Annotated in this window: 23 protein-coding genes; 8 read left to right on the top strand and 15 right to left on the bottom strand. The window is 44.6% G+C overall.

Annotation, left to right across the window (positions count from 1 at the left end; translation table 11 throughout):
- Window positions 1-73: 73 nt before the first annotated feature.
- The 4 genes from V512_RS08040 to V512_RS08060 all read right to left on the bottom strand — a co-directional run bounded on the left by V512_RS08040 (window position 74) and on the right by V512_RS08060 (window position 4499).
- Window positions 74-2131, bottom strand: coding sequence for a heavy metal translocating P-type ATPase (locus V512_RS08040; RefSeq protein ID WP_099829969.1), 2058 nt, complete (start codon window positions 2129-2131; stop codon window positions 74-76).
- Window positions 2112-2483, bottom strand: coding sequence for a metalloregulator ArsR/SmtB family transcription factor (locus V512_RS08045; RefSeq protein ID WP_099829970.1), 372 nt, complete (start codon window positions 2481-2483; stop codon window positions 2112-2114). The genes V512_RS08040 and V512_RS08045 overlap by 20 nt, the downstream gene beginning before the upstream one ends.
- A gap of 67 nt (window positions 2484-2550) precedes the next feature.
- Window positions 2551-3168 (bottom strand): PhoPQ-activated protein PqaA family protein, encoded by a 618-nt coding sequence (locus tag V512_RS08050; RefSeq protein WP_099829971.1) that lies wholly within the window; start codon window positions 3166-3168, stop codon window positions 2551-2553.
- A gap of 653 nt (window positions 3169-3821) precedes the next feature.
- Window positions 3822-4499 carry a hypothetical protein gene (locus V512_RS08060; RefSeq protein WP_099829973.1) on the bottom strand — a complete coding sequence of 226 codons (678 nt, stop codon included), beginning with the start codon at window positions 4497-4499 and terminating at the stop codon, window positions 3822-3824.
- Window positions 4500-4627: 128 nt separating this feature from the next.
- On the opposite strand from V512_RS08060, the gene V512_RS08065 reads away from it, so the two are divergent.
- Window positions 4628-5287: an HAD family hydrolase gene (locus V512_RS08065; RefSeq protein ID WP_099829974.1), complete on the top strand. Its 660-nt coding sequence runs from the start codon at window positions 4628-4630 to the stop codon at window positions 5285-5287.
- On the opposite strand, the gene ltaE is transcribed toward V512_RS08065, so the two are convergent.
- Together ltaE and V512_RS08075 are read right to left on the bottom strand one after the other, a co-directional pair.
- Entirely contained in the window at window positions 5265-6302 is a 1038-nt protein-coding gene (ltaE, locus tag V512_RS08070) for a low-specificity L-threonine aldolase (protein WP_099829975.1), read from the bottom strand. The two genes, V512_RS08065 and ltaE, sit on opposite strands and share 23 nt — an antisense overlap.
- A gap of 453 nt (window positions 6303-6755) precedes the next feature.
- Complete coding sequence (locus V512_RS08075; protein WP_165775364.1) at window positions 6756-7031, bottom strand: DUF3795 domain-containing protein; 276 nt, start codon at window positions 7029-7031, stop codon at window positions 6756-6758.
- A gap of 98 nt (window positions 7032-7129) precedes the next feature.
- Between V512_RS08075 and V512_RS08080 the strand changes: the two genes are divergently transcribed.
- Complete coding sequence (locus V512_RS08080; protein ID WP_099829977.1) at window positions 7130-7867, top strand: acyl-ACP thioesterase domain-containing protein; 738 nt, start codon at window positions 7130-7132, stop codon at window positions 7865-7867.
- 22 nt (window positions 7868-7889) lie between these two features.
- On the opposite strand, the gene V512_RS08085 is transcribed toward V512_RS08080, so the two are convergent.
- The 4 genes from V512_RS08085 to V512_RS08100 form a co-directional block, all read right to left on the bottom strand.
- Window positions 7890-8984 carry a KamA family radical SAM protein gene (locus V512_RS08085; RefSeq protein WP_099829978.1) on the bottom strand — a complete coding sequence of 365 codons (1095 nt, stop codon included), beginning with the start codon at window positions 8982-8984 and terminating at the stop codon, window positions 7890-7892.
- A gap of 377 nt (window positions 8985-9361) precedes the next feature.
- The gene (locus V512_RS08090) at window positions 9362-11569 is read right to left on the bottom strand and encodes an Ig-like domain-containing protein (protein WP_099829979.1); all 2208 of its coding nucleotides are present in this window, start codon (window positions 11567-11569) and stop codon (window positions 9362-9364) included.
- A 91-nt stretch (window positions 11570-11660) separates the two neighbouring features.
- Window positions 11661-12302 (bottom strand): DUF4230 domain-containing protein, encoded by a 642-nt coding sequence (locus V512_RS08095; RefSeq protein WP_099829980.1) that lies wholly within the window; start codon window positions 12300-12302, stop codon window positions 11661-11663.
- Window positions 12303-12328: 26 nt separating this feature from the next.
- Entirely contained in the window at window positions 12329-12739 is a 411-nt protein-coding gene (locus tag V512_RS08100) for a DUF5362 family protein (RefSeq protein ID WP_099829981.1), read from the bottom strand.
- Between the two features lie 445 nt (window positions 12740-13184).
- On the opposite strand from V512_RS08100, the gene V512_RS08105 reads away from it, so the two are divergent.
- Both V512_RS08105 and V512_RS14440 read left to right on the top strand, forming a co-directional pair.
- The gene (locus V512_RS08105; protein WP_099829982.1) at window positions 13185-14141 is read left to right on the top strand and encodes an aldo/keto reductase; all 957 of its coding nucleotides are present in this window, start codon (window positions 13185-13187) and stop codon (window positions 14139-14141) included.
- A gap of 316 nt (window positions 14142-14457) precedes the next feature.
- Window positions 14458-14619: a transposase gene (locus tag V512_RS14440; protein ID WP_108702527.1), complete on the top strand. Its 162-nt coding sequence runs from the start codon at window positions 14458-14460 to the stop codon at window positions 14617-14619.
- A 417-nt stretch (window positions 14620-15036) separates the two neighbouring features.
- Here the strand turns inward: V512_RS14440 and pruA are convergent, their stop codons facing one another.
- Genes pruA through V512_RS08125 form a run of 4 tightly spaced genes read right to left on the bottom strand, consistent with a single transcriptional unit; the run spans window position 15037 to window position 19874 of the window.
- A complete protein-coding gene (gene pruA, locus V512_RS08110) occupies window positions 15037-16608 on the bottom strand; it encodes an L-glutamate gamma-semialdehyde dehydrogenase (protein ID WP_099829983.1) in 1572 nt (523 codons plus the stop codon).
- A gap of 12 nt (window positions 16609-16620) precedes the next feature.
- Window positions 16621-17769, bottom strand: a complete 1149-nt coding sequence (locus V512_RS08115; protein WP_099829984.1) for an FAD-binding oxidoreductase — start codon at window positions 17767-17769, stop codon at window positions 16621-16623.
- Complete coding sequence (locus V512_RS08120) at window positions 17753-19570, bottom strand: FAD-dependent oxidoreductase (RefSeq protein WP_099829985.1); 1818 nt, start codon at window positions 19568-19570, stop codon at window positions 17753-17755. Before V512_RS08120 ends, V512_RS08115 begins: the two co-directional genes overlap by 17 nt.
- On the bottom strand, window positions 19563-19874 hold the full coding sequence (locus V512_RS08125) for a (2Fe-2S)-binding protein (protein WP_099829986.1): 312 nt from the start codon (window positions 19872-19874) through the stop codon (window positions 19563-19565). The genes V512_RS08120 and V512_RS08125 overlap by 8 nt, the downstream gene beginning before the upstream one ends.
- Window positions 19875-20090: 216 nt before the next feature.
- Here V512_RS08125 and V512_RS08130 point away from each other — a divergent pair, with 216 nt between their 5' ends.
- From V512_RS08130 to V512_RS08140, 3 genes are read left to right on the top strand one after another with little or no spacing between them, the layout of a single operon-like run.
- Entirely contained in the window at window positions 20091-20831 is a 741-nt protein-coding gene (locus V512_RS08130; protein ID WP_099829987.1) for a glycerophosphodiester phosphodiesterase family protein, read from the top strand.
- Window positions 20828-21595, top strand: coding sequence for a YdcF family protein (locus V512_RS08135; protein ID WP_099829988.1), 768 nt, complete (start codon window positions 20828-20830; stop codon window positions 21593-21595). The genes V512_RS08130 and V512_RS08135 overlap by 4 nt, the downstream gene beginning before the upstream one ends.
- Before the next feature lie 11 nt (window positions 21596-21606).
- On the top strand, window positions 21607-22899 hold the full coding sequence (locus tag V512_RS08140) for a carcinine hydrolase/isopenicillin-N N-acyltransferase family protein (protein ID WP_099829989.1): 1293 nt from the start codon (window positions 21607-21609) through the stop codon (window positions 22897-22899).
- On the opposite strand, the gene V512_RS08145 is transcribed toward V512_RS08140, so the two are convergent.
- Window positions 22892-23491: an MBL fold metallo-hydrolase gene (locus V512_RS08145; RefSeq protein ID WP_243392326.1), complete on the bottom strand. Its 600-nt coding sequence runs from the start codon at window positions 23489-23491 to the stop codon at window positions 22892-22894. The two genes, V512_RS08140 and V512_RS08145, sit on opposite strands and share 8 nt — an antisense overlap.
- Before the next feature lie 255 nt (window positions 23492-23746).
- On the opposite strand from V512_RS08145, the gene V512_RS08150 reads away from it, so the two are divergent.
- Window positions 23747-25420: an HD-GYP domain-containing protein gene (locus tag V512_RS08150; protein ID WP_243392327.1), complete on the top strand. Its 1674-nt coding sequence runs from the start codon at window positions 23747-23749 to the stop codon at window positions 25418-25420.
- Window positions 25421-25511 lie beyond the last annotated feature (91 nt).

Raw genomic sequence — 25511 nt, forward strand, 5'->3', positions numbered from 1 at the left:
CTAGTTGTTGCTTCGTTCTGAAACTTTGACTTCCTGCAGACATCGGATTGCGAAAAGAAAAGGTTCTTCTCGTTCATTCTCTAAGTAGTCTTAGAGAGTTCATAACAGCTACAAGAGTTACTCCGACATCTGCAAATACAGCCCCCCACATGTTCAAGAGACCCAGAGCGCCAAGGCAGATGAAAAGGATTTTTATTCCCAAAGAGATTACGATGTTTTGGATAGCTATGGTATTTGTCAGTCTTGAAAGCTCTATCGCTCTCGCGACTTTTGTGAGGGAGTCACTTGAGAGAACTACGTCTGCTGTCTCTATCGTTGCATCTGCTCCAGAATTTCCGATAGCGATCCCAACGTCAGCTCTAGCGATTACCGGGGCGTCGTTTATGCCATCGCCAACGAAAGCTGCATGTTTCCCTCTTCTCAAAGCCGATTCCACAATGTTCATTTTTTCCTCGGGGGTTGCTCCAAAAACGAAACCATCAAGCTCGAGGCTGGTGGACACAGAGGCCGCGGCATCGTAGTGGTCACCGGTAAGCATCACTATCTCCTTGATCCCAAGTTTTCTCAATCTAGCCAGGGCTTCTGACGAATCGTCCTTAAGAGCATCTGACAACTCAAACACTCCCTCAATGCTGCTATCTATTACCATAAACAGCTTGTTGGATCCATTGTCTCCCTTGTACTCGATTCCAAGATCCTCTAGGAGGCGATAGTTGCCGACACTGATTTCCTTGCCGTCGACTTCGGCTTTGACGCCCTTCCCAGCTATCTCTGAGTAGTTGGAAACGCTCTTGTAACTGGGAATCTCAGAGACCAACCTAACGAAACGATCTGCAATAGGATGAGTAGAATAGCTCTCAATAAGAGCTGCATATTCCAGCAACTCTCTTTCACTGTATTGGCCAACTTTTTCCATTCTAGTGATTTCTGGTTTTCCTTTAGTAAGTGTCCCCGTCTTGTCAAAAAAGATCGAGTCTACTTTTCCTAGAGACTCAAGATAGTTGCTTCCTTTGAAGAGTATTCCTTCTCTCGAAGCCTTTCCGATTCCTATGAAGTAGCTTAATGGCACGGATATTACCAGAGCGCATGGACATGAGATTACAAGGAGTATTAGCGCTCTGTGAAGCCACTCAGATATCGTACCTCCCAAAAGCAAAGGCGGGAAGATGGCGACAGATGCTGCAATCAATATTACAAACGGAGTATAGATTCTTGAGAATCTTGTGATGAAACGCTCCTTGCTCGACTTTCTCAGAGTTCCTTCTTCTACCAATTCAAGCATTCTGCTTGTATATGACTTCTCAAGAGTAGCTGAAGCTACAACTTCTATCACACCGGACTTATTGAGTGTTCCTGCGATAACAGCGTCTCCTTCACCGACCAAAACAGGATCGCTTTCTCCCGTAAGAAGCGATTTGTCGAGTGAAGTGCTTCCTGAGTCTATTACTCCATCGATAGGGATCCTGTCACCAACTCTCACAATGAATCTGTCGCCGGGCCTAATCTCTCTTGCAGGTACTGTCTTCAACACTCCATCTACCATTTGAACAACTTCATCAGCTCGAAAATCAATGAGTTCTTTCACCGATCTCCTAGACTTCCGCAAAGCCAGCGATTCCAGAAGCTCGCCAAGACTGTAGAAGATCATTACTGCCACTGCCTCTGGCAGTTCGTGAATCAGAAATGCACCCAGGGTCGCCACAGTCATCAGGAAATTCTCATCGAAAAAGTCTCCCCTCAGAAGGTTCTTCAGGGCCCTCAAGAAAGTATTGCCACCGGCGACGAGATAAGCGATCACAAACAGACCATATTCGAGAAACTCTCTGTCTCCGTGAAGAATTGTGGACAAAGCGATCGCAATTAGAAGCAGAGCTGTTGAAACAATCAGTCTTGTCAGTTCCACAACGGGAAAGTCTCTCACAATCTTGGAGTGTTCTAGCAGTGAGAGTTCTGGATCTTGTTCCTTTATTATCTCATTCAGCTCGTCCAGTGAGTGATTATTCTCACCATATATAACAACAGTTGCAGAAGAGAAATCAATCTTTGCATTAATCCCTGATCGTTCAAGCCGGTCTTCAATTTTGACTGCGCATTTAGGGCAATCTAGACCTTCAATTCTGTACTTCATCATCCGACTCAACCTCAACCAATTCGTCAAAGTGCTCTTTTGCGATCTTTATCAGATCAATAACGTGATGGTCGCCTAAAGAGTATAGGACTGATTTCCCTTCTCTTCTACTCGTTACGAGTCTGAATGACCTAAGTAGCTTGAGATGATGAGAGATTGTTGGTAATGTTAATCCAAGAATTTCTGCAAGATCACATGTGCATAAGTCGGCGTTTGAAAGGAGGAAGACGATCTTTGTTCTGGTCTCATCGGAAACAACCCTAAAAAGCTCCGAAAGACCTGAGACTTCTTCCGCAGACTTTCTGTATCTCTCTTTGTCGACGTGGATTTCTCGACTTGGGCAAAGGGTGCTCACCAAAAACCCCCTTAACGATTAGATGGTTATCTAATCGATTATACTTCTTTTGGCTGCACTGGTCAAGTTATTTGCCCAATACTCTCGCAGGCGTTGAAATAAGAAGCCCCTTACCACCAAAAGTGAAAACACCCTCAACGTAATAGACTGTCGGTTGTTCAAACGAGAATTCAATTGCCTGGTTATCTTCGATAACCTTGAAGTCAAACTCTGATCTTTTGAAGTCGCCTTCAGGAGAAGAAGATGTGAAGATTCTTAGTTCCTTCAGCTCTGAGTCCCCTCTCTCGACTGTCGGGATGAACTTTGTGGAACTCCCGGATCGTTCTTCTGAAATGCTCAATGAAGGGAGAATCTCTCCCGCATTGAGATTATGGATCATCGAACTGATTGCTTGGGTTACCGTAAAGACTTCGTATTCATGTCCTGCGTTCGCAGCGTAAACCATGGAAGAATAGCCTGATAGTTTGTCTTTGTACAACCTTGAAGCGTCTATTGGCCAGTAGGGATCGTTAGTTCCAATAACAATAAGTTTCGGGATATCGAGTTCAGAACGATAGGTGAAGGGATCTATGTACTCAAGCAAATCTCTCTTTGTCGGATCATCTAAATTATCTAGGATTCCACTTTCAACATATTCTCTTATTGAGGGACTAAAGCTTCCCCAGAACTCGAGCTGATGTTCCATTTTGCAGCGACATTCAGATTATCAAACGTGATGGGAACGATTCCTGTAACTCTCTTATCCATGGCAGCGGTGAGCCAGCAAGTCCATCCCCGTTTAGACCCGCCTGTCAAGATGAAGCCGTCTACAGTGTCTCCGTTATCCCTCGCATAGTTATCTAGGAGACTCATGGAAATGATGGTCGATTGAACCACAGGTAAGAGAGCGGGCCAACTGTAGTCACCGGTCTCAATGCATTAGGAGAATGAGTAACTCAATAACCAATCCTCCCTAAGGCCACCAAAGAGGGGTTGGTTTGGAATATCAAATAGGACTGCAACATATGTTCGGTTTTGAAGTGCCAGCAATCTAAATAGGGAGAGTTCTTCCTGAGAATACTTGAAATTCCCTGCGATGAATACTACCGCAACATTAGATTTCACGCTGGGCGGTCTAATAATCATTAGGTGGTTCTGCCACTGAATATCCTGTCATAAAACGGAATCGAATCGAATTGTTTCAATCTCTATCAGTCCTTGCGAGGGTGTATCTACAACATGTGAGTTTGCTTCTTGGAGGGTTGAAGGAAGAGCGTGTGTTTGGAGAAAAGCATTTATTGTGACTCCTGAAAGTGCAGTTGCAGCAATCAAAATTGACGAAATGACATAATCCTCATATCAATCACTCAATACCTTTTCCAGAATATTGGTAACTACTCTTAGCCTATCAATCACATCATCCGGTGCAACGATCCTTATCGCTTCATTTGAAGCAATAAACATTATCAGGTCCCCAAATCGGAAGAAGCGATAAGTTTGAAGCTTACTGTCAAGTTCAAAGGTAACCTCTTTGAATTCAGCCTCGCGGGGAACCACTCTGTTCCACAGCATTGGCTCCTCAACGTAGTGTATGCTGGAGACTCTTGCTGTCTCAACTGTGTCGGTCCTTATGATACATAGATGTCCATCTTCGTGTATTCCGTAGAATACCTCGTGCCTCTGGTCAAAGCAAGCAGGATGGAATAAGAATTCACTTCCCCCTCTAAGAACTAGCCTCACCGCTTTCTTCCGCTCGACTGCTTTCAGTAAAGTGAAGCTCACCCGATCCTCAGCTATCATCTGTGATTTCATGCTGTCTTCGAAGAGAGAAGGAAGGCGGTAAGACTCAGAGTAGAAGTATTTCCCTCTTTTTCTAGAGTACTTGAGTGGTGCTCCCAGGTTTATTCTCAAGTATCTGAAGTCCCTTAATGCCTGCCGGCTTGAGATTCCGAACTTCTGAGTATACTCTTTCATGGAGGCTTTGTCGTTGGTTGACAGGCGGTTGTGAAGCCAGATAATTCTCATTTCTCTAGACATGTCTGCCACCTCCGGTAGCTCGGATGAAGCCTGCCATCTTCGCAGAACCGTATTTGAAGATGATAGAATTGCATTAGTATTATACAGAATTGAATAGACTAAATCCAGAAGAGAGCAATGGAGAGCGTATGATTAGAGGGATCATTTTCGATCTGTTCGGCACTATTGTAAGTAATAGAAGGCTTTTCAGACCAATTTGCTCGAAAATGGCAGAAGACGTTGAAGTTCAATCGGAAGAGATAGAAAGAGACTTTGTCAGTCTATACAGAAGGTACTTCAATGACTGTCATAAGATGCCGTTTCAACCTGAGAGATACTACTACTATCTCCTTATAGCGGATCTCATCGACAAGTACAAGTTGCCGGGAGATATGGAATCATACTGTAATTACATGTATGATTCTTTTTCAGAACTGCCGGTTTATCCCGATTCAAGGGTCTTGAAGAGGATCTGCAAGGACTATAAAGTTGCAATTCTGACGAATGCCGATGACGTCTTTGTCAGAAAAGTGGTTGAGAGAAATAGAATCCCTCATCATGTGCTATTGACTTCCGAAACGGCAAGATCATATAAGCCTTCAGAAGTGATTTTCAACGAGGTTCTTCTAATGTTGAAACTTGCCCGGAACGAGGTTTTGTTCGTTGGCGACAGCATACAGGTCGACATGCTTGGAGCCGCCGGAGCTGGAATTAAGGGTATACTTATTGATCGCTCAAAGTCTTATTTTGATTACGCACCCAGAATCGAAAGTTTGGAGGATTTGCCTAGTTTGCTAAGGCAGTATTGAGAGCAGATTCGAATTCTGTCAGGACTCTGTCGATATCATCGCGCGAGACATTCAGATTCGTCACAAAGCGCCACTCTCCACCTTCTGGGGGATTTATCTTAATACCTTTATCCAGCAGTGTTGCTACTATAGGTTGTGAACTGACTTTCTTCGTGATTCTGAAGAAGACCATGTTTATATCCAGCCTTTCATTGAAGACATCCACATTTGGGATCTTCGAAAGGCCTTCGGCGAGATACTTCGCATTACAATGGTCGATTGAAAGACGATCTGTCATCCCTTCTAGAGCATATATTCCTGCTGCCGCGATGATTCCGACCTGGCGCATCGCTCCTCCCATAATCTTTCTTCCCTTTCTTGCTTTGGCAATGAACTCCTTGGTCCCGGCTAGCATTGAACCAATCGGCGCCCCAAGTCCTTTCGATAGGCAGAACATTACCGAATCGGAATTTGCGGCGATTTCTGCCGGGCTAACCCCTGAGGCGATTGCAGCGTTGAAAATCCTCGCTCCGTCTAGATGGAGGGGGACATTTCTCGCTCTTGCCAATTCGTAGACTTCACTCATATACTTTAGAGGGAGTGTTATACCGCTTGAGTGCGCGTTTTCAAGGCAAATGAGGCCGGTTCTAGGATAATGAAGGTCTTCTGATCTGATCGCTTTCCTTATTCTCTCCACAGAGGGCATCCCATCGTCACAATCAAGGGTTCTCATTTGAACGCCCGCTATGACCGCAGAAGCACCTGCTTCGTGAACTATTATATGATTTGAGGCCGGGATTATTACTTCATCACCCCTGAGCGTGTGAGTAAGAATTGAGAGCTGATTTCCAAAAGTTCCGGAGGGTACAAAGAGAGAGGCCTCCTTTTTGAGAATACTTGCTGCTATCTCTTCAAGCTTGTTTACTGTCGGGTCGTCTCCGTAAACATCGTCTCCTACTTCGGCGTTGGCCATCATCCGGCGCATTTCCTCTCCTGGAACTGTAACTGTATCACTTCTAATATCGATCAGCTTCACGACAGCACCTCCAAAGGTTTGTTATGAAAACAATTATAAACCAAAATCACGATATTGAAAAAAAGCCGGATCTGATGATCCGGACTATATGGGGTTCCTATCTAAGGGGGATAGGGGGGTTATAAACTATAATTATTCTAATTTGTTTTTGTTAATATCACTTTGTGTTAATGGGGCAACATTATGCAGGATGAATTACTTATTGCTTAATACCTGATCGAGATATTAACCTAGCGCTGTCTGAAATCAATGGCTGTAGCTACACTATATAGGTGCTTATAGAAATGACACTGCAAAATGCAGTAGATAGATGTTACGCTAGAAGAAAGATATTCTCGAGAAAAAGAAAAATCGCGGTTCCGGCAAAGCCTTCATATCTTGCCTGCTCTTCACTGTTCTCGAAATGTTCTCTGTGTACCTTATCTAGCCTTCTTCTTGCGCCGGGTAGGGTTCTTAGAAACCTATCAAGTGTCTCGCAAGGGTAGCGATCGGATTCTCCACAATTTGAAATAGCCCTTTTTTCACAACAGATCTTGAAGGGCAACCTTCGCACAGTCTGAAATGCACATCACCGTGGCAACCGCTGCAGTTGATATCCATGAAGTTGAGGTCGAATCCGAAATCTTTTGACCATCTACTTGCCGTTTCCCTTCTCATTGAATCATCGTTGGCTAGAGTGGCTCTGTATGTGTCGCACTTAGTGCAGTCGATCCCGCAGAATGCTATCATATTCATACCACCACCTGAACCTGCGACAATCAATAGCGTCTACTCATGAGTAGAGCATAGCATTATGAGAGAAAAAGACAAATCTATGGAGGTAGAACTTGAAACCAATAGTAACCGAAGAGGTTTACAAAGTGAGATACTACGAGCTGAAGAACGATTGGAAGGCCTCAATTTCTGCTATTATGGATTATTTTAACGACATAGTCACTCTTCAGACAGTTGAGATCGGTCACGGCGTGGAGGTTATGAGTAAGGGCGAATATGCCTGGCTTCTGCTTCGTTGGGATATTGCAGTTAGCAGGTATCCAGATTTCATGGAGAGCGTGGTTGTCAGGACTACCCCGCATTCAATGGACAGGTTCTATGCTTATAGGCGTTTCGAGATATTCGACAATTCAGGGCTACGTATTGTTGAGGCAAATTCGCAGTGGATCTTGATCGATCAGAATCGACGAAGACCTGTTCGAATTGGAGAAGAGCTCTACAGAAGATATGGTATTGACGAGGGTTTTCACCGACCACTTTCTTTCCCTAAGATCTCTGTGTTTGAGTCAAAGGGAGAAATGACTACTCTGAGAGTTCGAAAGTCAGATCTAGACACTAATGGTCATTCGAATAACGTATCGTATGTCAAATGGCTTATGGAAGCGATTCCGGAAGAATTTGATGGCAAGACACTTCGAAGACTTACTATTGAGTACCGGCATGAATCTAGAAAAGAGGATGAGGTTCTTGTGGACGGGGTATTTCAAAATAAAAGTAGTTTCGTTGAGGGCCTTCATAGAATCAGCAAGCGTGAAAAGCTTCTGACGCTAGCCAGAACAGAGTGGATATGAAGGACGGTGTGTGCCGTCCTTCTTAAACAAGAGTATCTGGATCTACGTAGTCTTCCAGCCAATAGGCATCAGGATTTCTATCGAAAGCCATAAAGAGATCGTATCTTCTGGGATCTGCGGCTCTATGGTACTTCATATATATTTTGTTTTCATCAAGACCTACATATTCAATCTTTCCCGTTGCATGAGACATAACAAATCGAGCTCTCTTGGCAAGGCCCGAGACACCGTCTATCGACTTCTTGAAGATTTCGTAACCTCTTTCGGCAGGGACTGCGTAGGTGTGATTGCCTTTTGTAGGTCTGCACTGGAATACATAATAAGGGGGAATCCCAATGAACGAGAGCTTCTTGAATAGATCTGTCATGACCTCAACGCTGTCGTTCACTCCTCTTATCATAGGTGTTTGGTTGCATATTACCGCTCCGGCATCCCTCAAAATGTTTAGGCCCTTTACCGCTTGATCTGTCAGTTCTCTCGGGTGGTTAAAGTGGGCCATTATATAGATTCTCTTCTGTGGAGTACTGTACTTACTGATCATTTCTGGCAGATCGGGATCGTTTATTATCCTATAAGGATTGAATGCAACCATTTTACTCCCGAACCTTATTATGCCCACGTGATCTATTTCTCTTAGCTGTCTCACAATGTCACCGAGTTTTTCTGTGGATAGTATTAGTGAGTCTCCTCCTGTGAGAAGAACATTTGTAATCTCTCTGTGTTTCCTAATATACTCTATTCCTGGCCTGACGTCATTCACTACCTCTTTGTTGTCTGTCGAAAAGAGTCTCTTTCTAAAGCAGAACCTGCAAAAGCTTCCACAGACCTTCGAAACAAGGAGCAAAGCAGTATCTGTGTACTTGTGTTCCGTTCCAGGGGCTACAGCATACTTGTGCTCCTGAGAAGCATCCAAATCCCCCCACTCGTCGAGTTCTTCAAGATCGGGAACGATTATCCTCTTTATTGGGTCGTGAGGATTATTCCAGTCAATAAGTCCCAGATAATAGTCGTTGGCCCTAAAGGGATAGACTTCCGTAACCCTTCTTATTTCTCTTATCCGTTCTTCACAAAGGCCCTCGATTTTGTCAACACTTGTGAGGTATTTAGGACTATGCAAATTCACCACTCCTTACATTTGGATTTAGTTACACTAGAACACTTCTCTTCTGAATCGAGAAGGATCACAAAAAACCAGATTCCCGGACAACTGGACTACTCAACGTTAACCATGAAGCTACACTTATCCTAGAGGAACACGAAGAATCAATGATATTAATCATACGAGTAAGCCAGCTTCGCACTCAAGAAACATGAGTCTGTGCACAAATAACGATAAATTATAACACATGAACTACTCTGCCTCGCTTAGATCGACGCATGATCTTGTTATGGATCTTCAAATGAGCTTTACAAGACCATACACCTAGGGGGTATAGAGAGAAGTGAAAAGCCCCTCCGGAAAGAGGGGCTAGTATTGGTGAAATATCGGGAGTTCTATTCGGTCACTAGAATGATATTTCCCATGTAATCGCCTGCAGGAGAGTATATCTTTCTGTTGAGTTGAGAATCAACATCATCAAATACCGCAGTACCGATTAAAGTATCTCCCGATTCGTTGACCGCGAAGAAGTGAATCTCATTGAAGTCGAAGATCCAGTCTGTTTGAATTACTGACTGTCTTTCCCGAGACAGAATCTCGTGCTGACCAGCAACGATTCTTACCAAATCACTATCAACTGAGCGAAGTGCATATGAGATTATCGTTACCTTTTCTGAGGTTTCAACCATAACTGTGAATCGATTCTCTGTTTTCATTCCCTTTTCGTCCATGACTTCCAGGAGGACCTCATTCTTTCCGATATCTTTTCTGGTGGGAATGAATGAATACCTCCCTTCAACTACTTCGCCAGGTCCCGACAAAAGTCTGAATTCAAGATTATCGCCATCTGGATCGCTCGCGAACTCTCTAAGGTATAAAGAATACTCGCTTCCTACCTCCGCGATGCCGTCTGGTATGAATAGATCTGCTGGTCTGTTCTTGTCTCTCACGTCTATTCTAATAAGAAGGCTATCCGACAAACCGAGGCTGTCGTATGCAGTGACAGTGGCGAGTTTCTGCCCCTGGTCGTTGTAGCCGGGAGAGAATACATAACTGGACTCCTCTATTCTTCCATAACCTTCCATCTCAAACTCAAGATCATCTCCATCGGGATCGAAAAAGAGACTGCTCAGGTCCAGGTTAAGGGTGAATGTCTCCATAATCGTTGTATTCAGCGAAGGGATGACCTTGACAGGGGCTCTGTTCACGTTCTCAACGTCCACGGTAAATGTGCCGATGCTTTCGAGTCCCTTGCTGTCTCTGGCAAGCAATTTGACTTCATGAGTGCCTTCTGAGTCGAAATCGGGAGAGTAAAGATAGTGACCATCTTCGATCGCGCCGGGTCCTTCAACGATTTCGAAATCCAAATCATCTCCATCGGGGTCGAAAACGAAAGCCCTGAGATATATCCTTAAGGTCTCACCCTCTTTAACTCCCCAATCTGGTATAGATACTGTTGGCGGTCTGTTGACTTCGTTCACTCTTATTCTAAAAGCTGCAGTACTTGTTCCACCCTTCTCGTCTTCCAGGAATACTGTAACAGATTCCTCGCCAGCTTCGCCGAAACGAGGAGTGTACTTGTACTTGCCATCGACAATTTCTCCCGGTCCTTCGATAGCAAAGCTTACCTCGTCTCCATCGGGATCGATAACCCTTTCGACGAAGTCAATTTCCACTGTATCGCCCTCGTTCAAGACGATGTCACTTAAGAGAAGCTTTGGGGGACGGTTAAAGTCTTTGACTTCGACCTCGAAGCTTGAAAAGGCTTCGTTCCCGTAACTGTCTTCTACCCTGATAATCACGCTCTTCGTTCCAGCATCTGCAAAAGAAGGCTCATATACGAATAAACCATCTTCAAGTAGTCCAGGACCTTGTTCTATACTGAAGAAGATTTCATCTCCATCTACGTCGACGACAGCAGAGGCAATATCCACCGATATACGTTCTCCCTCGTTGACTACTTGATTCTTGATTTGCATTACTACTGGTGGAGCATTGACATCAATGATTTCGAGTGGAATGTCGCGAGCTGTCTCATTACCGTGAGTATCTCTGGCAATTACTCTCAAGACGCCATTACCGGCATCGTTGTAGCCTGGGGAATAGGTGTAGATACTTCCTTCCAGCTCGCCCGGCCCCTCAACCGAGAATTCCAGGTTGTCTCCATCTGGATCAACGGCAATTGAATTCAGGTCTATAGAAAGCGTCTCTCCTTCATTCACTACAACAGGAGATGTATCGATTTCGGGAGGTCGATTCACCCTTATCACATTAACAAGCATTTCATCTTCAGAGCTCTTTCCTTGTTCATCCGTTGCGCGAATCCTGACAGCGATCTCCCCAGCGTACGAAAACCCTGGTTCAAAAGTGTAAGAAAAGCCAGACAAAACACCGGGCCCATCTATCAGTTCAAGAGCAACCTCGTCAACTTTTTCATCACTGACAAATTGCTTCAGATTCACAGAGAGCTTTTCACCCTGGTTGACCACCTGCACAGGTAATTCTATCTGCGGCTCCTTGTTTAGGACTCCGGGAAGCGTAATAATAAGTATTATTGCAGCCACACCAGCAACAACTAGAACGTAGACCATCCATCTCTTCATAAACATCCCCCTTTCTATCTAATCGAAACCTGAGTTCGTTGTATTGATTGACCTAAATGTTTTCATTTCGTGGACGTCAGCTTCTGTAAGCTCAACCTTTTCTTTCACTTCTGATCGTTTCAGATGAAGGTTGTGCGTCAGGCACCTGATCTTGCTCAAAAAGAACAACTACCTCATCGAATCCCATTCCAAGAAAGAGCCCATGAAAGAAGTTTCTCGCGCTTTCTTTTGAAGTCTCTTCAACCCCCATCTCATATGCACTCTGAAGTGCCTGTTTCTCAATCTCCTTACTGTATGACTGAAATGTCTTAAGCATATCCCTGTTACCAAAGATTCTTACGAGTACTCCGCTTTGATTGATTACTTTGATGTCTGGAATCTTACTCTGAGGTATCGTCACTTCGAGTTTGGGAGCAGGAAGGGTGAGTTTTATTCTTCTTGCTTCACCTTCATGGACCTCTATGGAATCTTCCCTTAATCTCCTCAGATCGAGATAACCACGTACCTGGAATGGAACGATGAAGATGAATCGTTGGACCGTTCCTGGAACGAGACTTCCTCTCTCGGGTTCGAAAATCAGCAAGGTAGTCATCTTGGCAGTGCTCAACTCAGAGATTCTCTCTACCTTATGGATTATCGATTCCGATTTGAAACTCGTCTTCTTTCTCGACTGGAAGAAAAGGAGAACGAGTATAGCTATTATTGCGAAAAGTACTATATTCAGAACGAACAACTAGTCACCTCCAAAGTTTGGCTATTTCAGAAGCTATTCATGTAATTTGCCATTAGACTACCCATAGCAGCCATGGAAACTATTGTTATAACTATGAATACAAGGGCTAGGATTATTAGTATTCCCTGAATTCTGAAGTAATGTCTAAGGCTGTCAAGCGCAATTTCCAAGTTGATTGACGCCTTTGATTGGACAAACGAGTCTAATTCCTTCTTCGAACTCCTAAGTTTCAGCCCCATAATCAAAGCAACTACTGCGCTTATAGCACCGAAAATCGAGAAGGGGTTTGCCACCATACCTACGATAGACCCAATAATCCCAAGAACGGCACCTACTATAGTCCATATACCGACAAATCCAGCCCAATAGCTGAGACCGCTCAAAGTTTGATAAGTGATACCTTCTATGCCGGATACCCCATCCGTTCTCTCCAACATATGCAACACCTCCTCTTCTTATCTCACTCCAAGTTTATCAGAGAAGAAAGAAAATCCATTCAACAACTGAGTTGTGTGTAACGGGTTCACTCCAATACTCTTTCTGTCGATGATAAAAAGTCGCCAAACGTTGATCCTATTCATATGTAGAAATCGAAGTCCAGATACTGTTGATGAGATCAGGGATTTGCCGAGTGCATGAAAGAAGCGGTGGACGGGCAACCAGAGGCTTACCATACGCAGTTTGACTGGCCGTTCTGGCTGCAAAACAAACCTTGCTCCGGCCCTTATCGTCCTGCTTTTTGACATCAAACCACGCTCTCGTGTTCTCAAAAGCTTTTTGCTAACCGATTGTCGTTTCCCCCTTCACATGATCTGTTTCAAAGAATACAATGATATAATTAAAACAATCTATATCGGCATTGAGAAGGAGGTTCGACAAGTTATGGAATATCGCAAAGTTGGAAGAAGTGGTCTTCTTATTAGTGAGCTGAGTCTCGGATCATGGCTTACTTTTGGAGCGCAACTAGATATCGATAACGCAAGAGAAACCATGAGAGAGGCATATAAAGCGGGAATTAACTTCTTTGATACCGCTGAGGCATACGCCAGCGGTATGGCCGAATCAATGATGGGCGAGATCCTGAAGGAGTTCAAAAGAGAGGAAGTTGTCGTTTCCACGAAGATCTTCTGGGGAGGAAGCAAACCAAATCAGAAGGGACTCTCAAGAAAGCACCTTCTTGAGGGGACCTGGAATTCTCTCAAACGACTCCAGCTTAATTATGTTGATATACTATATGCTCACAGACCGGATCCCGAGACTCCGATGGAGGAAGTAGTCCTTGGAATGGATTACATTGTCAGAAACGGTCTTGCCTTCTACTGGGGGACATCTGAATGGAGTTCTAAAGAGCTGGAAGAAGCCCACAAAGCTGCCGAGAAGTTGAATGCCATTCCTCCTGTTGTTGAGCAGCCGCAGTACAACATGTTTGTGAGAGAAAGGGTTGAATCGGAGTATCAGTCTATCTACAAACAGTACGGTCTTGGTCTTACTGTTTGGAGCCCTCTTGCCAGTGGTCTTCTTACGGGGAAGTACAACAGTGGTATTCCGGAAAACAGTAGGTTAGCCAAGTTCCCCGGTTTGAAAAAGCACCTTGAAGAGAACAGAATATTCTCTGAAGAAAATCTAAGAAAGGTTGCCAAACTGGCAGATGTCGCAGAGAAGCTCGGGACGGGACTCGCTCAGCTGGCACTTGCCTGGATCCTCAAGAATGAAAACGTTAGTTCAATTATCCTTGGAGTTAGTAGGGTTGAACAGCTTAGAGAAAACCTCAAAGCCCTAGATTTGAAGGAAAGATTGACCGACGATGTTGTGAAAGAAGTAATGGCGATAATCGATTAAGATTCTAGTCTCAATAAATGGAAAATGAGAAGGGAGGCGTTATAAATACTGAAGAAAGCATTCTTGTTACTCTCTTGATCTTTCGTGATCATGTTCGCGAGTTCATGCTTGTACTTGTTTCCAGTATCTATTCCGATCGTTGAAGGGATAAAAGAAGCCATTGATTTTGAACTTCGCGGGAGTTCCGTTGCGTTTTCGAGCTTTGCCTTCGGAACCGAGACAGTTCCTTAGTTGGACGAGATCATTTGCGTATTCACCCCCCAGGGGAATTGGACAAGTAAGTTAGGAATAGTAGACTAAGAAGGGGTGAATATGGATGAAGCATCCGAGAGGCAAGAGTTATGATCCTGAGTTCAAACTTAGATTAGCTAAGGAGTTTGCAGAGACAGACAAGACACTTGAAGAGATTGCACAAGAGAATGGAATAAGCTCCAAGGGTTTGCGAGGCCAGAAAGCAGACGCAGTTGGATCTTCCTGACAATTTCGCAGTTGTTGGTCTTGAAGTCATGGCGCGAGTTGAATGGGCTCTCCAAAACCCTCACCCACAAGACTCAATAAACATCGACTTTTACGTGTTCAGAGAGCCAAGAAAACAAAGATCTGCCGAGGTTTTTAGACAACCCGTCTGTCATAGCAGATCACAGGCTATTTAATGTGATTAATCCGGGAGAAAACTATTTCGAAATTGAATCGAGAGATTCCAAGGCTCTGGAAATACTTCTCGAGATTATCACTGGTGGGATGGCATAAGATATCCATTGGGTGGCAATCTACAAATATGCCGCCACTTCAACTTCAACAGCAACCATCCATCTCAGCGGAACAGTTTGGGTCAAGAGAGTTGTGGAGCGAAATTGATAATGCAAGAAGGGCCCGCAAAGGGCCTTCTTGCATACTAGAGGATTTTTTCGCTAATCGATTTTCCCTGGAGGAAAAGCAGCAAATAATCTCTTCCACCTGCTTTGGAATCTGTACCAGACATATTGAATCCACCGAACGGTTGAACGCCTACAAGTGCTCCAGTACACTTCCTGTTAAAGTATAGATTTCCAACGTGAATCTCTGCCTTAGCTCTCTCGATTCTCTTCCTATCCTTGCTGTAAAGCGCCCCGGTTAGTCCGTACTCCGTACCGTTGGCAATCTCGATTGCGTGATCAAAATCGTGTGCTCTGATAATCGCTGTTACCGGTCCGAAGATCTCTTCTTGTGCAATCACTGCATCAGGCGACACGTCGGCAAACACTGTAGGCTCTATGAAATATCCTTCTCTTTGGAGAGAGTTACCTCCGGTTATCAATTTGCCTTCTCTCTTCCCAACATCAATGTAGCTCAGAATCTTGGCCACTGCGCCTTCGTTGATGACGGGGCCGATGTAGTTGCTAGGATCAGTTGTATCTCCGACGGTTAGAGCCTCGGTTTTCTCCTTCACTAATCGAACTATCTCGTCATAGACATCCTCGACCACGATAATCCTTGATCCGGCGGAACATTTCTGCCCTTGAAAGCCAAACGCACTAGCTACAGCTCCAGATGAAGCTGCACAAATATCGGCCGTTTCATCAATGACCACACAGTCTTTGCCTCCCATTTCCAGAACCACTCTCTTCACCCATATCTGCCCATTGTTATGCTTTGCCGCCAGTTCGTTAATTCTCAATCCAACTTCTTTCGAACCCGTGAACGAGATGAACCTTGTAAGCGGATGCTCTACCAGATAATCGCCGATTTCACTTCCCGAACCTGGCACAAAGTTGACTACCCCATCTGGAAGTCCCGCTTCCTTAAGTATTTCAACAAATTTAGCAGCTATCACCGGTGAGTCCGATGCGGGTTTCAGTAGTACACAGTTTCCCGAAACTGCGGCCGCTGTTGTCATACCAGCCATAATCGCCCCAGGGAAATTCCAGGGAGGAATGATTGCCCCAACTCCTAACGGGATATATATCAGTTCATTTAGTTCGCCTGGAATCTGAACAAGTGGCTGAGGACTCGCGTATCTGAGGGCTTCTCTAGAGTAGAATTCAAGAAAGTCTATCGCTTCTGCAAGATCGGCGTCTGCTTCTATCCAACTCTTACCAACTTCGAGAATCATAGTTGCATCAAGTTCGAACCGTCTTTCCCTCATAATGCGTGCAGCTCTTAGGAAAGGCTTGACCCTTTCTGAAGCCGGCAGCCTGCTCCATGTTTTGAATGCTTGATAAGCGGTTTCCATTGCCTTGTCCACAAAGTCCTTGTTGGCTTTTGAAACCCTCCCGACGACTTCATTTGGATTTGCTGGATTTGTTGAGATGATTTTCTTGTCGGTCGAATAGTATTTGCCTCCGATGAACAGATCATAATCCTTACCTTGAGATCGGATCTTCTCAAAAGCATGATTCATTAAGGATCTTACGTCGGGATCGTCGGGATTGATATAAGGCTCGTTTGCAAAAGGCGGGATTATCTGGAAATCTGTCGCTTCAAACATCTTCGTAACCTCCTATACTACGTTTTTTTCTATTGTAAAGCCTTCCTGGAATCTATTTAGGCTCAGGTTTGAAATGTCAACGCTTCTCGGTTCTCCATGTACTATCCATTCGGCGACAGCCTCTCCAACAGCCGGTGCTAACATGAATCCGTGACCGGAGAACCCAATTGCATAGTAGAAGTTATCAATATCGACGGCGCGATCGATGATGGGTTGAGCATCGGGAGACATGTTATAGAGACCTGCCCAGTGTCTCAATACTCTAACGTCGCGTAGGAATGGAAAGAATTTAGGCATCTTCTCGGTCATTTCTCTTAGGAACTTCCAAGTTGGGGTAACATTATGTCCAGGGAGTTCGTCCTTGTCACCCTGCCCCATGATGAAGTTTCCCGCCTTTGTCTGTCTTATGTAGAAGTTATTCTCGAAACTTATGACCAGCGGATCCATAATATGCTCTAGAGGCTCCGTTACGAAGATCTGGTGTCTATAGGACTCAGTAGGAAGCTCAACTCCAGCCATCGCCCCCACCTCATGGGAGTATCCGCCGGCAGCGTTAACGACAACTTCTGTTTCGATCTTACCTTTGCTTGTTTGCACAGCCACAATTCTTCCATCTTCGGTAATGATATTTTCTGCAGATGTATGAGTTAAGATCTCAACCCCCATTCTCTCAGCGGCCCTAGCATATGCAAACGTTGTCAGGTGAGGATTTGCGTGACCATCACTTGAACAGTAAGCGGCGGCTCTAACACCTGACATGTCGATAAACGAGAACTTCGAAGATGCTTCGTTTTTTGACAGGAGCTCAACATCAAGATTCTCTTCCTGTTGCATCTTGGTGTTTCTTTCGAAAAGCAAAACCTCTTCTTCTGTGTAGGCCAGAAGAAGATAACCTCCCTGAAAGTATTCGATATCGAACCCCACTTCGCTTTCGAATCTCTTAAAATGCTCAACACTCCGCATTGCCAGTCTCACATTCATTCTCTCAGACCATTGCTGTCTTATGCCTCCGCCACACCGACCAGTAGAACCTGAAGAAAGATAGTCTTTTTCAAGAACAACAACATCGCTCACACCATTTTTTGCAAGATAGAAGGCAACTGCAGTTCCGATTACACCTCCGCCGATAACAACAACTTTGTACCTACTCTTCACTATCATCAACCCCAGTTTCAGCTATTGCTTTGAAGCTTACAGGCATAGAAGGTGGTCTGAATATCCCTGGAGCAAGCTCTTCAACAGGCACTCCCGTCTCCCTTGACAGAATCATCAAAGTATTTAGTCTGCACGTCCTACCTCCGCAGGGTCCCATACTTATTCTCAAGTACCTGCGCAGTTCTTCGAAATCCTTATACCCATCTTTTATCGCTTTTCTTATCTGATCTACTGTGACTTCTTCACAACGGCATACAATGGTTTCTGCCTCTTGTGAAGGCACGAAAATGTTTCTAACTCCTTGTGCAACTTCCGAAGGAACAATGATGTAGACAAGATTTGTTTTGTTTGGAGACCTTGCTACTCTTTCCACCTCTGCCGTACATATCACTTCCCCATTCCTTCCCAATGCACTTACATACTGACCCTTTACGGGCAGGGGAAGAAACTCGTAGGGGATACCGATCGATGAGGTTCCGTCTTTGTTCTCTCTGAACATAAAAATCGCAAGACCTGGGCACTTAGTGGCGCAAATGCTACAACCAGTACACCTGGAATAGTCTATTGTGGGAATAGAGTTGATGTTCTCTCCAACTCTTATCGCTCCAACCGGACAACTCGTTTCGCAAGGATTACAGGGGATCGGCTCAAAGCACTCGATTATGGGTCGCAACTTTCCTTTGTAGCTATCGAAGTCACATTCAATTCTTTCACTGAAAGAAGCCTCCTCAACTTTCCCTCCGAGTTTTCTTATACCGGACCTCGTCTTTGATGAAGAAGGACCACTGCGGAACTTCCTTAATGTTTCCTTCAAGTAGTTCAGCCGTTCCTGATCACATCTGCCAGTTAAGTCTTCAACGATTGTAAGTCCAGCAATTCTTCCTTCTATCATTGCCGTTGTTGCCTCTTCTATTCCCGAAACATCACCAGCCACGAACAGGTCGGGTATTGAGGTTCTCATGTCATCATTTCTCAGAGGGACATAACCTCCTAACTCCTGTATGTATTCAATCACGCAACCAGCTTGGGCAGCTAGTTCTATCGATGGGGATAATCCCACTGCGATGCATATGGTATCGACCACGAACTCTCTTTCTGTTCCCGGAATCGGTCTCCATCTCTCGTCAAGCTCAGAAACCACAGCTCCTTTGACTGAATCCTTTCCGATGGCTCTTGAGATTGTGTGCCTTAGATTTACTGGGATACCCAGTCGTTTCACTTTGTCGGCATGCACCTGATAGCCCCCGATTTTGTCAGAAGCCTCGATTATTGCTTTTACCTCTGCACCGGCCTGCATAAGCTGGTAAGAGACAATAAGGCCGATATTTCCCGACCCGATCATCAGAACATTCGTGCCGGGAAGAATACCGAACTGGTTCATGAGAGTCTGGACGGCACCGGCTCCGTATACACCTGGTAGATCATTGTTCTCGAACTGCAGGAATTTCTCTGATGCGCCCGATGCTAGAAGTATCTTCTTAGGCATTAACACTTCAGTCGTGTCCCTTTTCATATCTACTACTGGGACACCGTCGGGATAGATTGCGATGACAGAGTGCTCCGTCAGTATTCTGGCATTCTCGAATGAGTTCAGCTCTTCGTTCAATCTATCGGCTATCTCATATCCCCTAACTGACGCAAAGAAACCCTCATTGCCAAAGAACTTGTGTGTCTGCTTGATGAGCTGTCCTCCAGTGGAAACCGCTTCATCTACCAGCAGTACCGACAGACCGCTTCTCGCTGCTTCTAATGCGCCAGACAATCCGGCCGGTCCACCGCCTACAACAAGAAGATCGAGATTATTCAATGATCTCACCCTTGCCTGACTGCCTTCTAACTTTCATTCCGGGTCTCACCGGAGTTATGCAAGTGCGAACATTTGGTTTTCCATCTACTTCCATTAAGCAGGAAGAACACTTTCCTATTGCGCAGAAAAGCCCTTGAGGGCGGTTTTTCTTGGGGCTGTATCGCAGATTTCTTATACCATTTGCATGTAGAGCAGCCGCAATGGACTCACCCAAATACGCCAAAAGCTCTCTCCCTTCGAAAAAGAAAGTGATCTTCTCGCTGCGCTCAAACGAAAGCAATGGATGCTCAGTAATTCTCTCCAAGGTATCGCCTCCATATAATGTCTATTACAAGTATAATTCCTTTTCTTCTCCTGAAGAAAATCAGCATATTCACGTATACTCATGAACAGGCAAAGTATGCTGCTATAATTGTGAATATGTGCAGTTGCCGGAATTGAGGAGCGAGAAACGGGGTTTCAGATGTAAGTCAAGTTGATTTGCATTGATGAAAGTCATTTGCAGGAAACGGAGGTTCTTATGGATTCCAGACCTATAATTCTAGGACACAGGGGCATGGGTATAGGGGATGGGGAAAATTCCCTCCTTTCTTTAATCAAGGCAGTTGAGATTGGAGCAGATGGTGTAGAACTTGATGTTCAAATTACCAGCGATGGGGTGCTTGTAGTGAATCACGATCCCGATCTGAAGAGAACATTCGGGGCAGACGTTGTAGTCGGAGAGACGACTTTCAAGAACTTGAAGAAGATGAATCTCGTCAATCCAGAAGGCCTTACCACGCTCGAAGAAGTTTATCTTGAGCTTCCCGAAACGGCCTATATAAATGTTGAGATCAAGGATCCCCGGGCCGCTGATGTAGTTGTTCCGTTGGTGAAAAGCTTCAATGCGATGGAAAGAACTCTCTTCTCTTCCTTCCATCACGATTGTATGCGAAGAGTTAAGGAATGTGATATTCAGGCGAATATTGGGCTTCTTATCGGTGAAGAAGCAAGGGGAAAGAATCCTGCCAAGTATTTTGAAGAACTCATGGAGTACAAACCATTTTCATTTAATCTTCCGGTTCAGCTGTTTGATGAGATTGGTTTTGAGCTGGGAGTGAGTCTCATCGACTTTGTCAGAAGCAGAGGAATAAAAGTTGCGCTTTGGACTCTAAACGATCCTGGACTACTTTTGAAGATCAAGGGTGAAGCCGACATAATAATAACTGACAATCTTCAAGGTATAATGGCTGCACTTGGAGGAAAGAGCGAAAGAAGGTGACGGCATTGCTGTATCTTGAAAAATTCGCTTCGGCAATATTGACACCGCCAGGACTTTTCATACTCATCTTTCTAATAATTGCAGTTATCTTGATCAGAAAGGGCGAAGAAAGACGGACAAAGGTAATAGGAATTGTTGTTATTGTTCTGTGTTCCTTTGCGTATCTACTTTCAACTGGTCTTGGTACTTACCTTTATCTTCAGCCTTTAGAGAGGGCATACACTGCTCCTCGTGCCGTGAACGGTCAGGCAATAGTGGTACTAAGCAGTGGGATAGTCATTTCTCCTGAAGGTCAGGTGCTCGACAATCACACCGTAGCGCGGTTATCGAAGGCATATACTCTACATCTTCAGACAAAGTTGCCGATAATTGTGACAGGATCATTCATGCCCGGTCGATCAACGTCTACTGTTGCCGAGCTAATGAGGGATTGGCTTCTTGATCGAGGTGTCGCATCTGCCAGGGTGATTGTCGAGCCTAGAGCTCAGACAACCTGGGAAAATGCGAATTATACGGCAGATATCTGCAGTCAGTTCAACTGGAGCAGTGTAATTCTCGTGACTTCTGCCGTTCATATGAAAAGGGCGGTAAGTTCGTTTGAGAAGTTCTCTCTACGTGTTACGCCTTTTCCAACGGATTACATGTATGACCACACAAAACTCAGCTACGTAGATTTTCTTCCTAACCAGCGGGCGCTCGATGCAAATCTTTCTGCTCTTCATGAGTATTTTGGGCAGTTGAGATATCTTCTGAAGAGTCCATAAGAAGTGAGATCATGTGTGATTCCTTTGTAGTTCTTGGTAGTTCTACAGCAGATGGCAGAACGATTTTCGGAAAGAACAGCGACCGTGAGCCAAATGAACCGCAATCGATCCATTTCTTTCCTCGTTTATCAGGTAATGGAACGGATTTGTTCACAACAACGCAGAGAGTCAGCCAGGTTAGCGAGACTAACGCGATCCTCATTTCGAAGCCATCGTGGATGTGGGGTGGCGAAATGGGAGTCAATGACAAGGGAGTTGTTATAGGAAATGAAGCGGTTTTCACGAAGGAGACGGTCCGGAGAGACGGTCTCCTGGGTATGGACATATTGAGGATTGCGTTGGAGAGATCGGAAAGTGCCGAACATGCTGTCAAAACGATTGTTGAGTTGATTGAAGATTACGGTCAGGGAGCTAACGGAGGTTTCACCAAATATCTATATTATCACAACTCTTTTCTGATAGCAGATAGAGAAAATGCGTGGGTTCTGGAAACCTCCGATAGCTATTGGGTTTCGAAGAAGGTGAAAGGATCTGCCGCGATATCAAACTGTCTGACTCTTGGAGACGACTTTGATGATGGTCATCCTCAGGTCATTCGAAACGCAGAAAATCACGGATGGCATAAGCCCGGGAAAGCGTTTAGCTTTGCTGAATCATACGAAAAGAAACTAATTAGGAAATTCTCGGGCGCAGGAACAAGACTTAGAAGAATGCAAGAGCTTCTGGAAGAGGGAGAAGTAAGTATCGAAAGAAGCTTTGAGATTCTTAGAGATCACGAAAATAGCAAACACCTCGGTTCAATGCGAAATATTTGTATGCACGCCGGTGCCTCATTAGTCAGCAGTCAGACTACTTCTTCGATGGTAGTTGTTCTGGGAGAGAAGCCAGAAATATGGATAACTAATAGTAGTGTCCCCTGTCTATCTGTGTTCAAGCCAGTATGGTTTGATAGCTACGAATCAAGCCTTCCATTTGACGAACCGGAAGACGGGATCAACTACTGGGGGAGCTGGGAGAAATTCATCCGGCTAGCCATTCTACGAGACTCAAAGGCAAAAGAGTTGTGGAGAGAGTACTGCCTTCAGTTTGAACAGGATCTGTTGTTGACTGCCGGGAAAATGAAAGCAGATGATCTCTCGGAGCAGGCATTCGATAAGAGCAGGAATATTGCGAGAAAAATGACCTCGCTTCTAGAGGAAGAAGAGGTAGAAGCAGGCTTCTTCAATAGAAAGTACTGGAACAGACAGAACAAGAAGCTTCAGGAGCTGAAATCAAGGAACTTCAAGAAGGAGATTCCTACGTGAAAAAGGGGTTCTCCCTAAGAATACTTTGAGCCGTCGTTTCCGGTCCGTGGCCTGGAAGCACTATCAAATTAGGTCTTTCAATGAAGAACTGCTTGAGCTTTCTAATACTCCTCTCCATCTCTATTCCATCGCCGTCTGGTAAATCAGTTCTTCCAACCGAATTCGAGAAGACTGTATCGCCAGAAAAAAGGTATCTCTCTCCGTACATGAAGCAGCAGGAACCCTTTGTATGTCCGGGAGTGTGAAGACACTTCCAGGGTCTGTGAAGAATCTCGGGAGTTACAATCATGCCTTCTTCTATAAGAAGACGGGTTTTTCCGAAAAAGGTGAGAAGGCTTTTATTTGGATCTAGTAGTAATGGTCTGTCCAATTCATGTATAATAATCGCGCTTGCGGCAATCTGATCGGCATCGTGTGTGTGATCGGCATGACCGTGAGTTAGAAGAATGCGTACTTGCTTGTCGCTCACAAGTTTGGTAAACTCTTCTGAGAGACCATAACCGGGGTCTACAATTGTTAGCACTTCCTCTTCTTCTATCACATAACAGTTCTCATCCAGAGCTTTGGCCAGGAGTTTCTTGACTTCTACCATAAACAGCCCTCCCGTCGAAATCGTTCCAGACACCTGCAAAGTCATCAGATATTGAGCAATTCCTATTGTCAGCACTTTAAACAGCGCTAACACTCATGGCAGGCAGCAATAATTGATGCTGAATGTCACTGAATAGCATGGACAGTGACATTAGTTCGCTTTTCTGATCGTAATGCATCATAATTAAATTTACTCAAGAGATTTTACCAGAAAGGCGGTCGCATGATAAAATATCGAGGGGAAGAGGAGTTGGATTTGAAGAATTCTAGAGTTTGCGGTCTGGCCTTAAGATTCAATTATGATGATCCCGAGAGTTTTAGGTCTGAGCTGAGGGCTATTCTTGATGAAGAGGATCTCTCGAGAGAAGATCTCGGAATATTGGTAGCTCTTGATTTTGCATACTCTCAAACATTCGACGAGACGGGTGTATTTGACTTCTCCGATGTGGAAAGTGAGCTTCTGGCAGAAGGAATATACTTTCTAGCGTATTTTTTAGCCAGGAATTCAGAGGACAAGATTGCTTACCTTGTTTCTAAGCTTGCAGTGGATCTAATTGCAAAGGAATGTGGAAAGGAACAGGAAATCAACCTCAAAATGCTCCATATGATGACTTCATTTGAAATGGGCTTTGGAGACGAAACACTCTCGCTTTTCGCCGAACTCGTGAAACTGGAGGAGTATGTACCGACCCAGAAGCGCTTTGAATACTACAATGATCTTGGCCTGGTCTCGACTCAGCTCCAGACCGGTGACAATCCATGGAAATTCTATGAGAGAGCAAAAGAAGTGGCCGAATCACCGGCAAGAATGCAAATGGTTCAGCTGAACATGATCGACTATCTCTACTCGAAGAACAGATTTGCTGAGGCAATAGAGCTTCTTGACCTGGTCCAAGGATGCGATGTGGTTTCAATAAAAGGATACAAACTAATGATTAACTTGAAGATTCTTCTTCAAATGAATGACCTCAGCAGAGCGGCAGTTATTGCCGAACAACTTGAATCGCTCATAAATTCTCATATCGAATGGACAGACATTGCAGTATCATATATTTTTCTTGGACACTTCTACGTGAAGAGCGGTAACGTTTCCAGAGCGGAGAATTATCTCAATCAACTCAAGTCTCTTCCGGATGAGTCTTTGACCAGTTACATCAAGGGAGAAACGCTGATTCTTGAAGCGTCAATAATGCAGGTTAAAGGAGAGCACTTTAGGGCTCTTGAAAACTCTGTTGGCGCATTCGAGTCTCTTACTCTCTACAGTACAACATCGCCTCATCTGAAGGACTTTGTGAACAATCTTTTCGAGAGCATCTCCTCAGTTTTCGGTCAGCTTATCAGAGAGTTAAGGCTTAAGGACGACTATACTGCTCTCCATACGCTTCGAGTCCTAAAAATTTGCTATGAGTTCGGAAAGGAACTTGACCTAGAGAAGATAGATCTTTTCAATCTTTCAATTGGCGCGATGTTGCACGATTATGGAAAGGTGGACATTCCTTTCGATACGCTGAATAAGCCGTCGTCTTTAACCGAAGAAGAGTTTACGGAAATAAAAAGACACCCGGTATATGGCGAACGTTACTTGAGAGACCTGAATTTTCCGAAGGCAGTAAGAGACATTGTTAGGCACCATCACGAGAGAATAGATGGAAACGGTTATCCCGACGGCCTGAAGGGAAACGAAATCCACATGCTTGTTCAAATAGTTGCGGTGGCCGATGTCTTCGACGCGCTGACAACCGACAGGCCGTACAGAAAGGCCATAACGAAAGCAAGAGCGCTGAAGTACCTAGAAGAAAAAGGCGACCAATTGATCTCAAAAGGTCTCCTCACAAGATTCATAGAATTTTCTCAGCGCAAAGAAATAAGTGTTAAAGAAGAAGAAATAACTGCATTGTGGCGTTCAATAATCTCCGAGCTTTTCAAATGAATCGGAATAATGTCAACTCTAATAAGATCAATGACCTTCAGGAATCTTCCAGAGTCCAGGTCCGCCGTCAACGGTTATCTCGTCCTCGGGG

Origin of the sequence: Mesotoga sp. Brook.08.105.5.1, from assembly GCF_002752635.1 — a bacterium.
Lineage (GTDB): Bacteria > Thermotogota > Thermotogae > Petrotogales > Kosmotogaceae > Mesotoga.

Coding starts and splice junctions, on each gene's coding strand:
- V512_RS08040 (WP_099829969.1), bottom strand. CDS start 2,131: ATGATGAAGTACAGAATTGAAGGTCTAGATTGCCCTAAATGCGCAGTC.
- V512_RS08050 (WP_099829971.1), bottom strand. CDS start 3,168: ATGGAACATCAGCTCGAGTTCTGGGGAAGCTTTAGTCCCTCAATAAGA.
- V512_RS08060 (WP_099829973.1), bottom strand. CDS start 4,499: ATGTCTAGAGAAATGAGAATTATCTGGCTTCACAACCGCCTGTCAACC.
- V512_RS08065 (WP_099829974.1), top strand. CDS start 4,628: ATGATTAGAGGGATCATTTTCGATCTGTTCGGCACTATTGTAAGTAAT.
- V512_RS08075 (WP_165775364.1), bottom strand. CDS start 7,031: ATGATAGCATTCTGCGGGATCGACTGCACTAAGTGCGACACATACAGA.
- V512_RS08090 (WP_099829979.1), bottom strand. CDS start 11,569: ATGAAGAGATGGATGGTCTACGTTCTAGTTGTTGCTGGTGTGGCTGCA.
- V512_RS08100 (WP_099829981.1), bottom strand. CDS start 12,739: ATGTTGGAGAGAACGGATGGGGTATCCGGCATAGAAGGTATCACTTAT.
- V512_RS08105 (WP_099829982.1), top strand. CDS start 13,185: ATGGAATATCGCAAAGTTGGAAGAAGTGGTCTTCTTATTAGTGAGCTG.
- V512_RS14440 (WP_108702527.1), top strand. CDS start 14,458: ATGAAGCATCCGAGAGGCAAGAGTTATGATCCTGAGTTCAAACTTAGA.
- pruA (WP_099829983.1), bottom strand. CDS start 16,608: ATGTTTGAAGCGACAGATTTCCAGATAATCCCGCCTTTTGCAAACGAG.
- V512_RS08115 (WP_099829984.1), bottom strand. CDS start 17,769: ATGATAGTGAAGAGTAGGTACAAAGTTGTTGTTATCGGCGGAGGTGTA.
- V512_RS08130 (WP_099829987.1), top strand. CDS start 20,091: ATGGATTCCAGACCTATAATTCTAGGACACAGGGGCATGGGTATAGGG.
- V512_RS08140 (WP_099829989.1), top strand. CDS start 21,607: ATGTGTGATTCCTTTGTAGTTCTTGGTAGTTCTACAGCAGATGGCAGA.
- V512_RS08145 (WP_243392326.1), bottom strand. CDS start 23,491: ATGGTAGAAGTCAAGAAACTCCTGGCCAAAGCTCTGGATGAGAACTGT.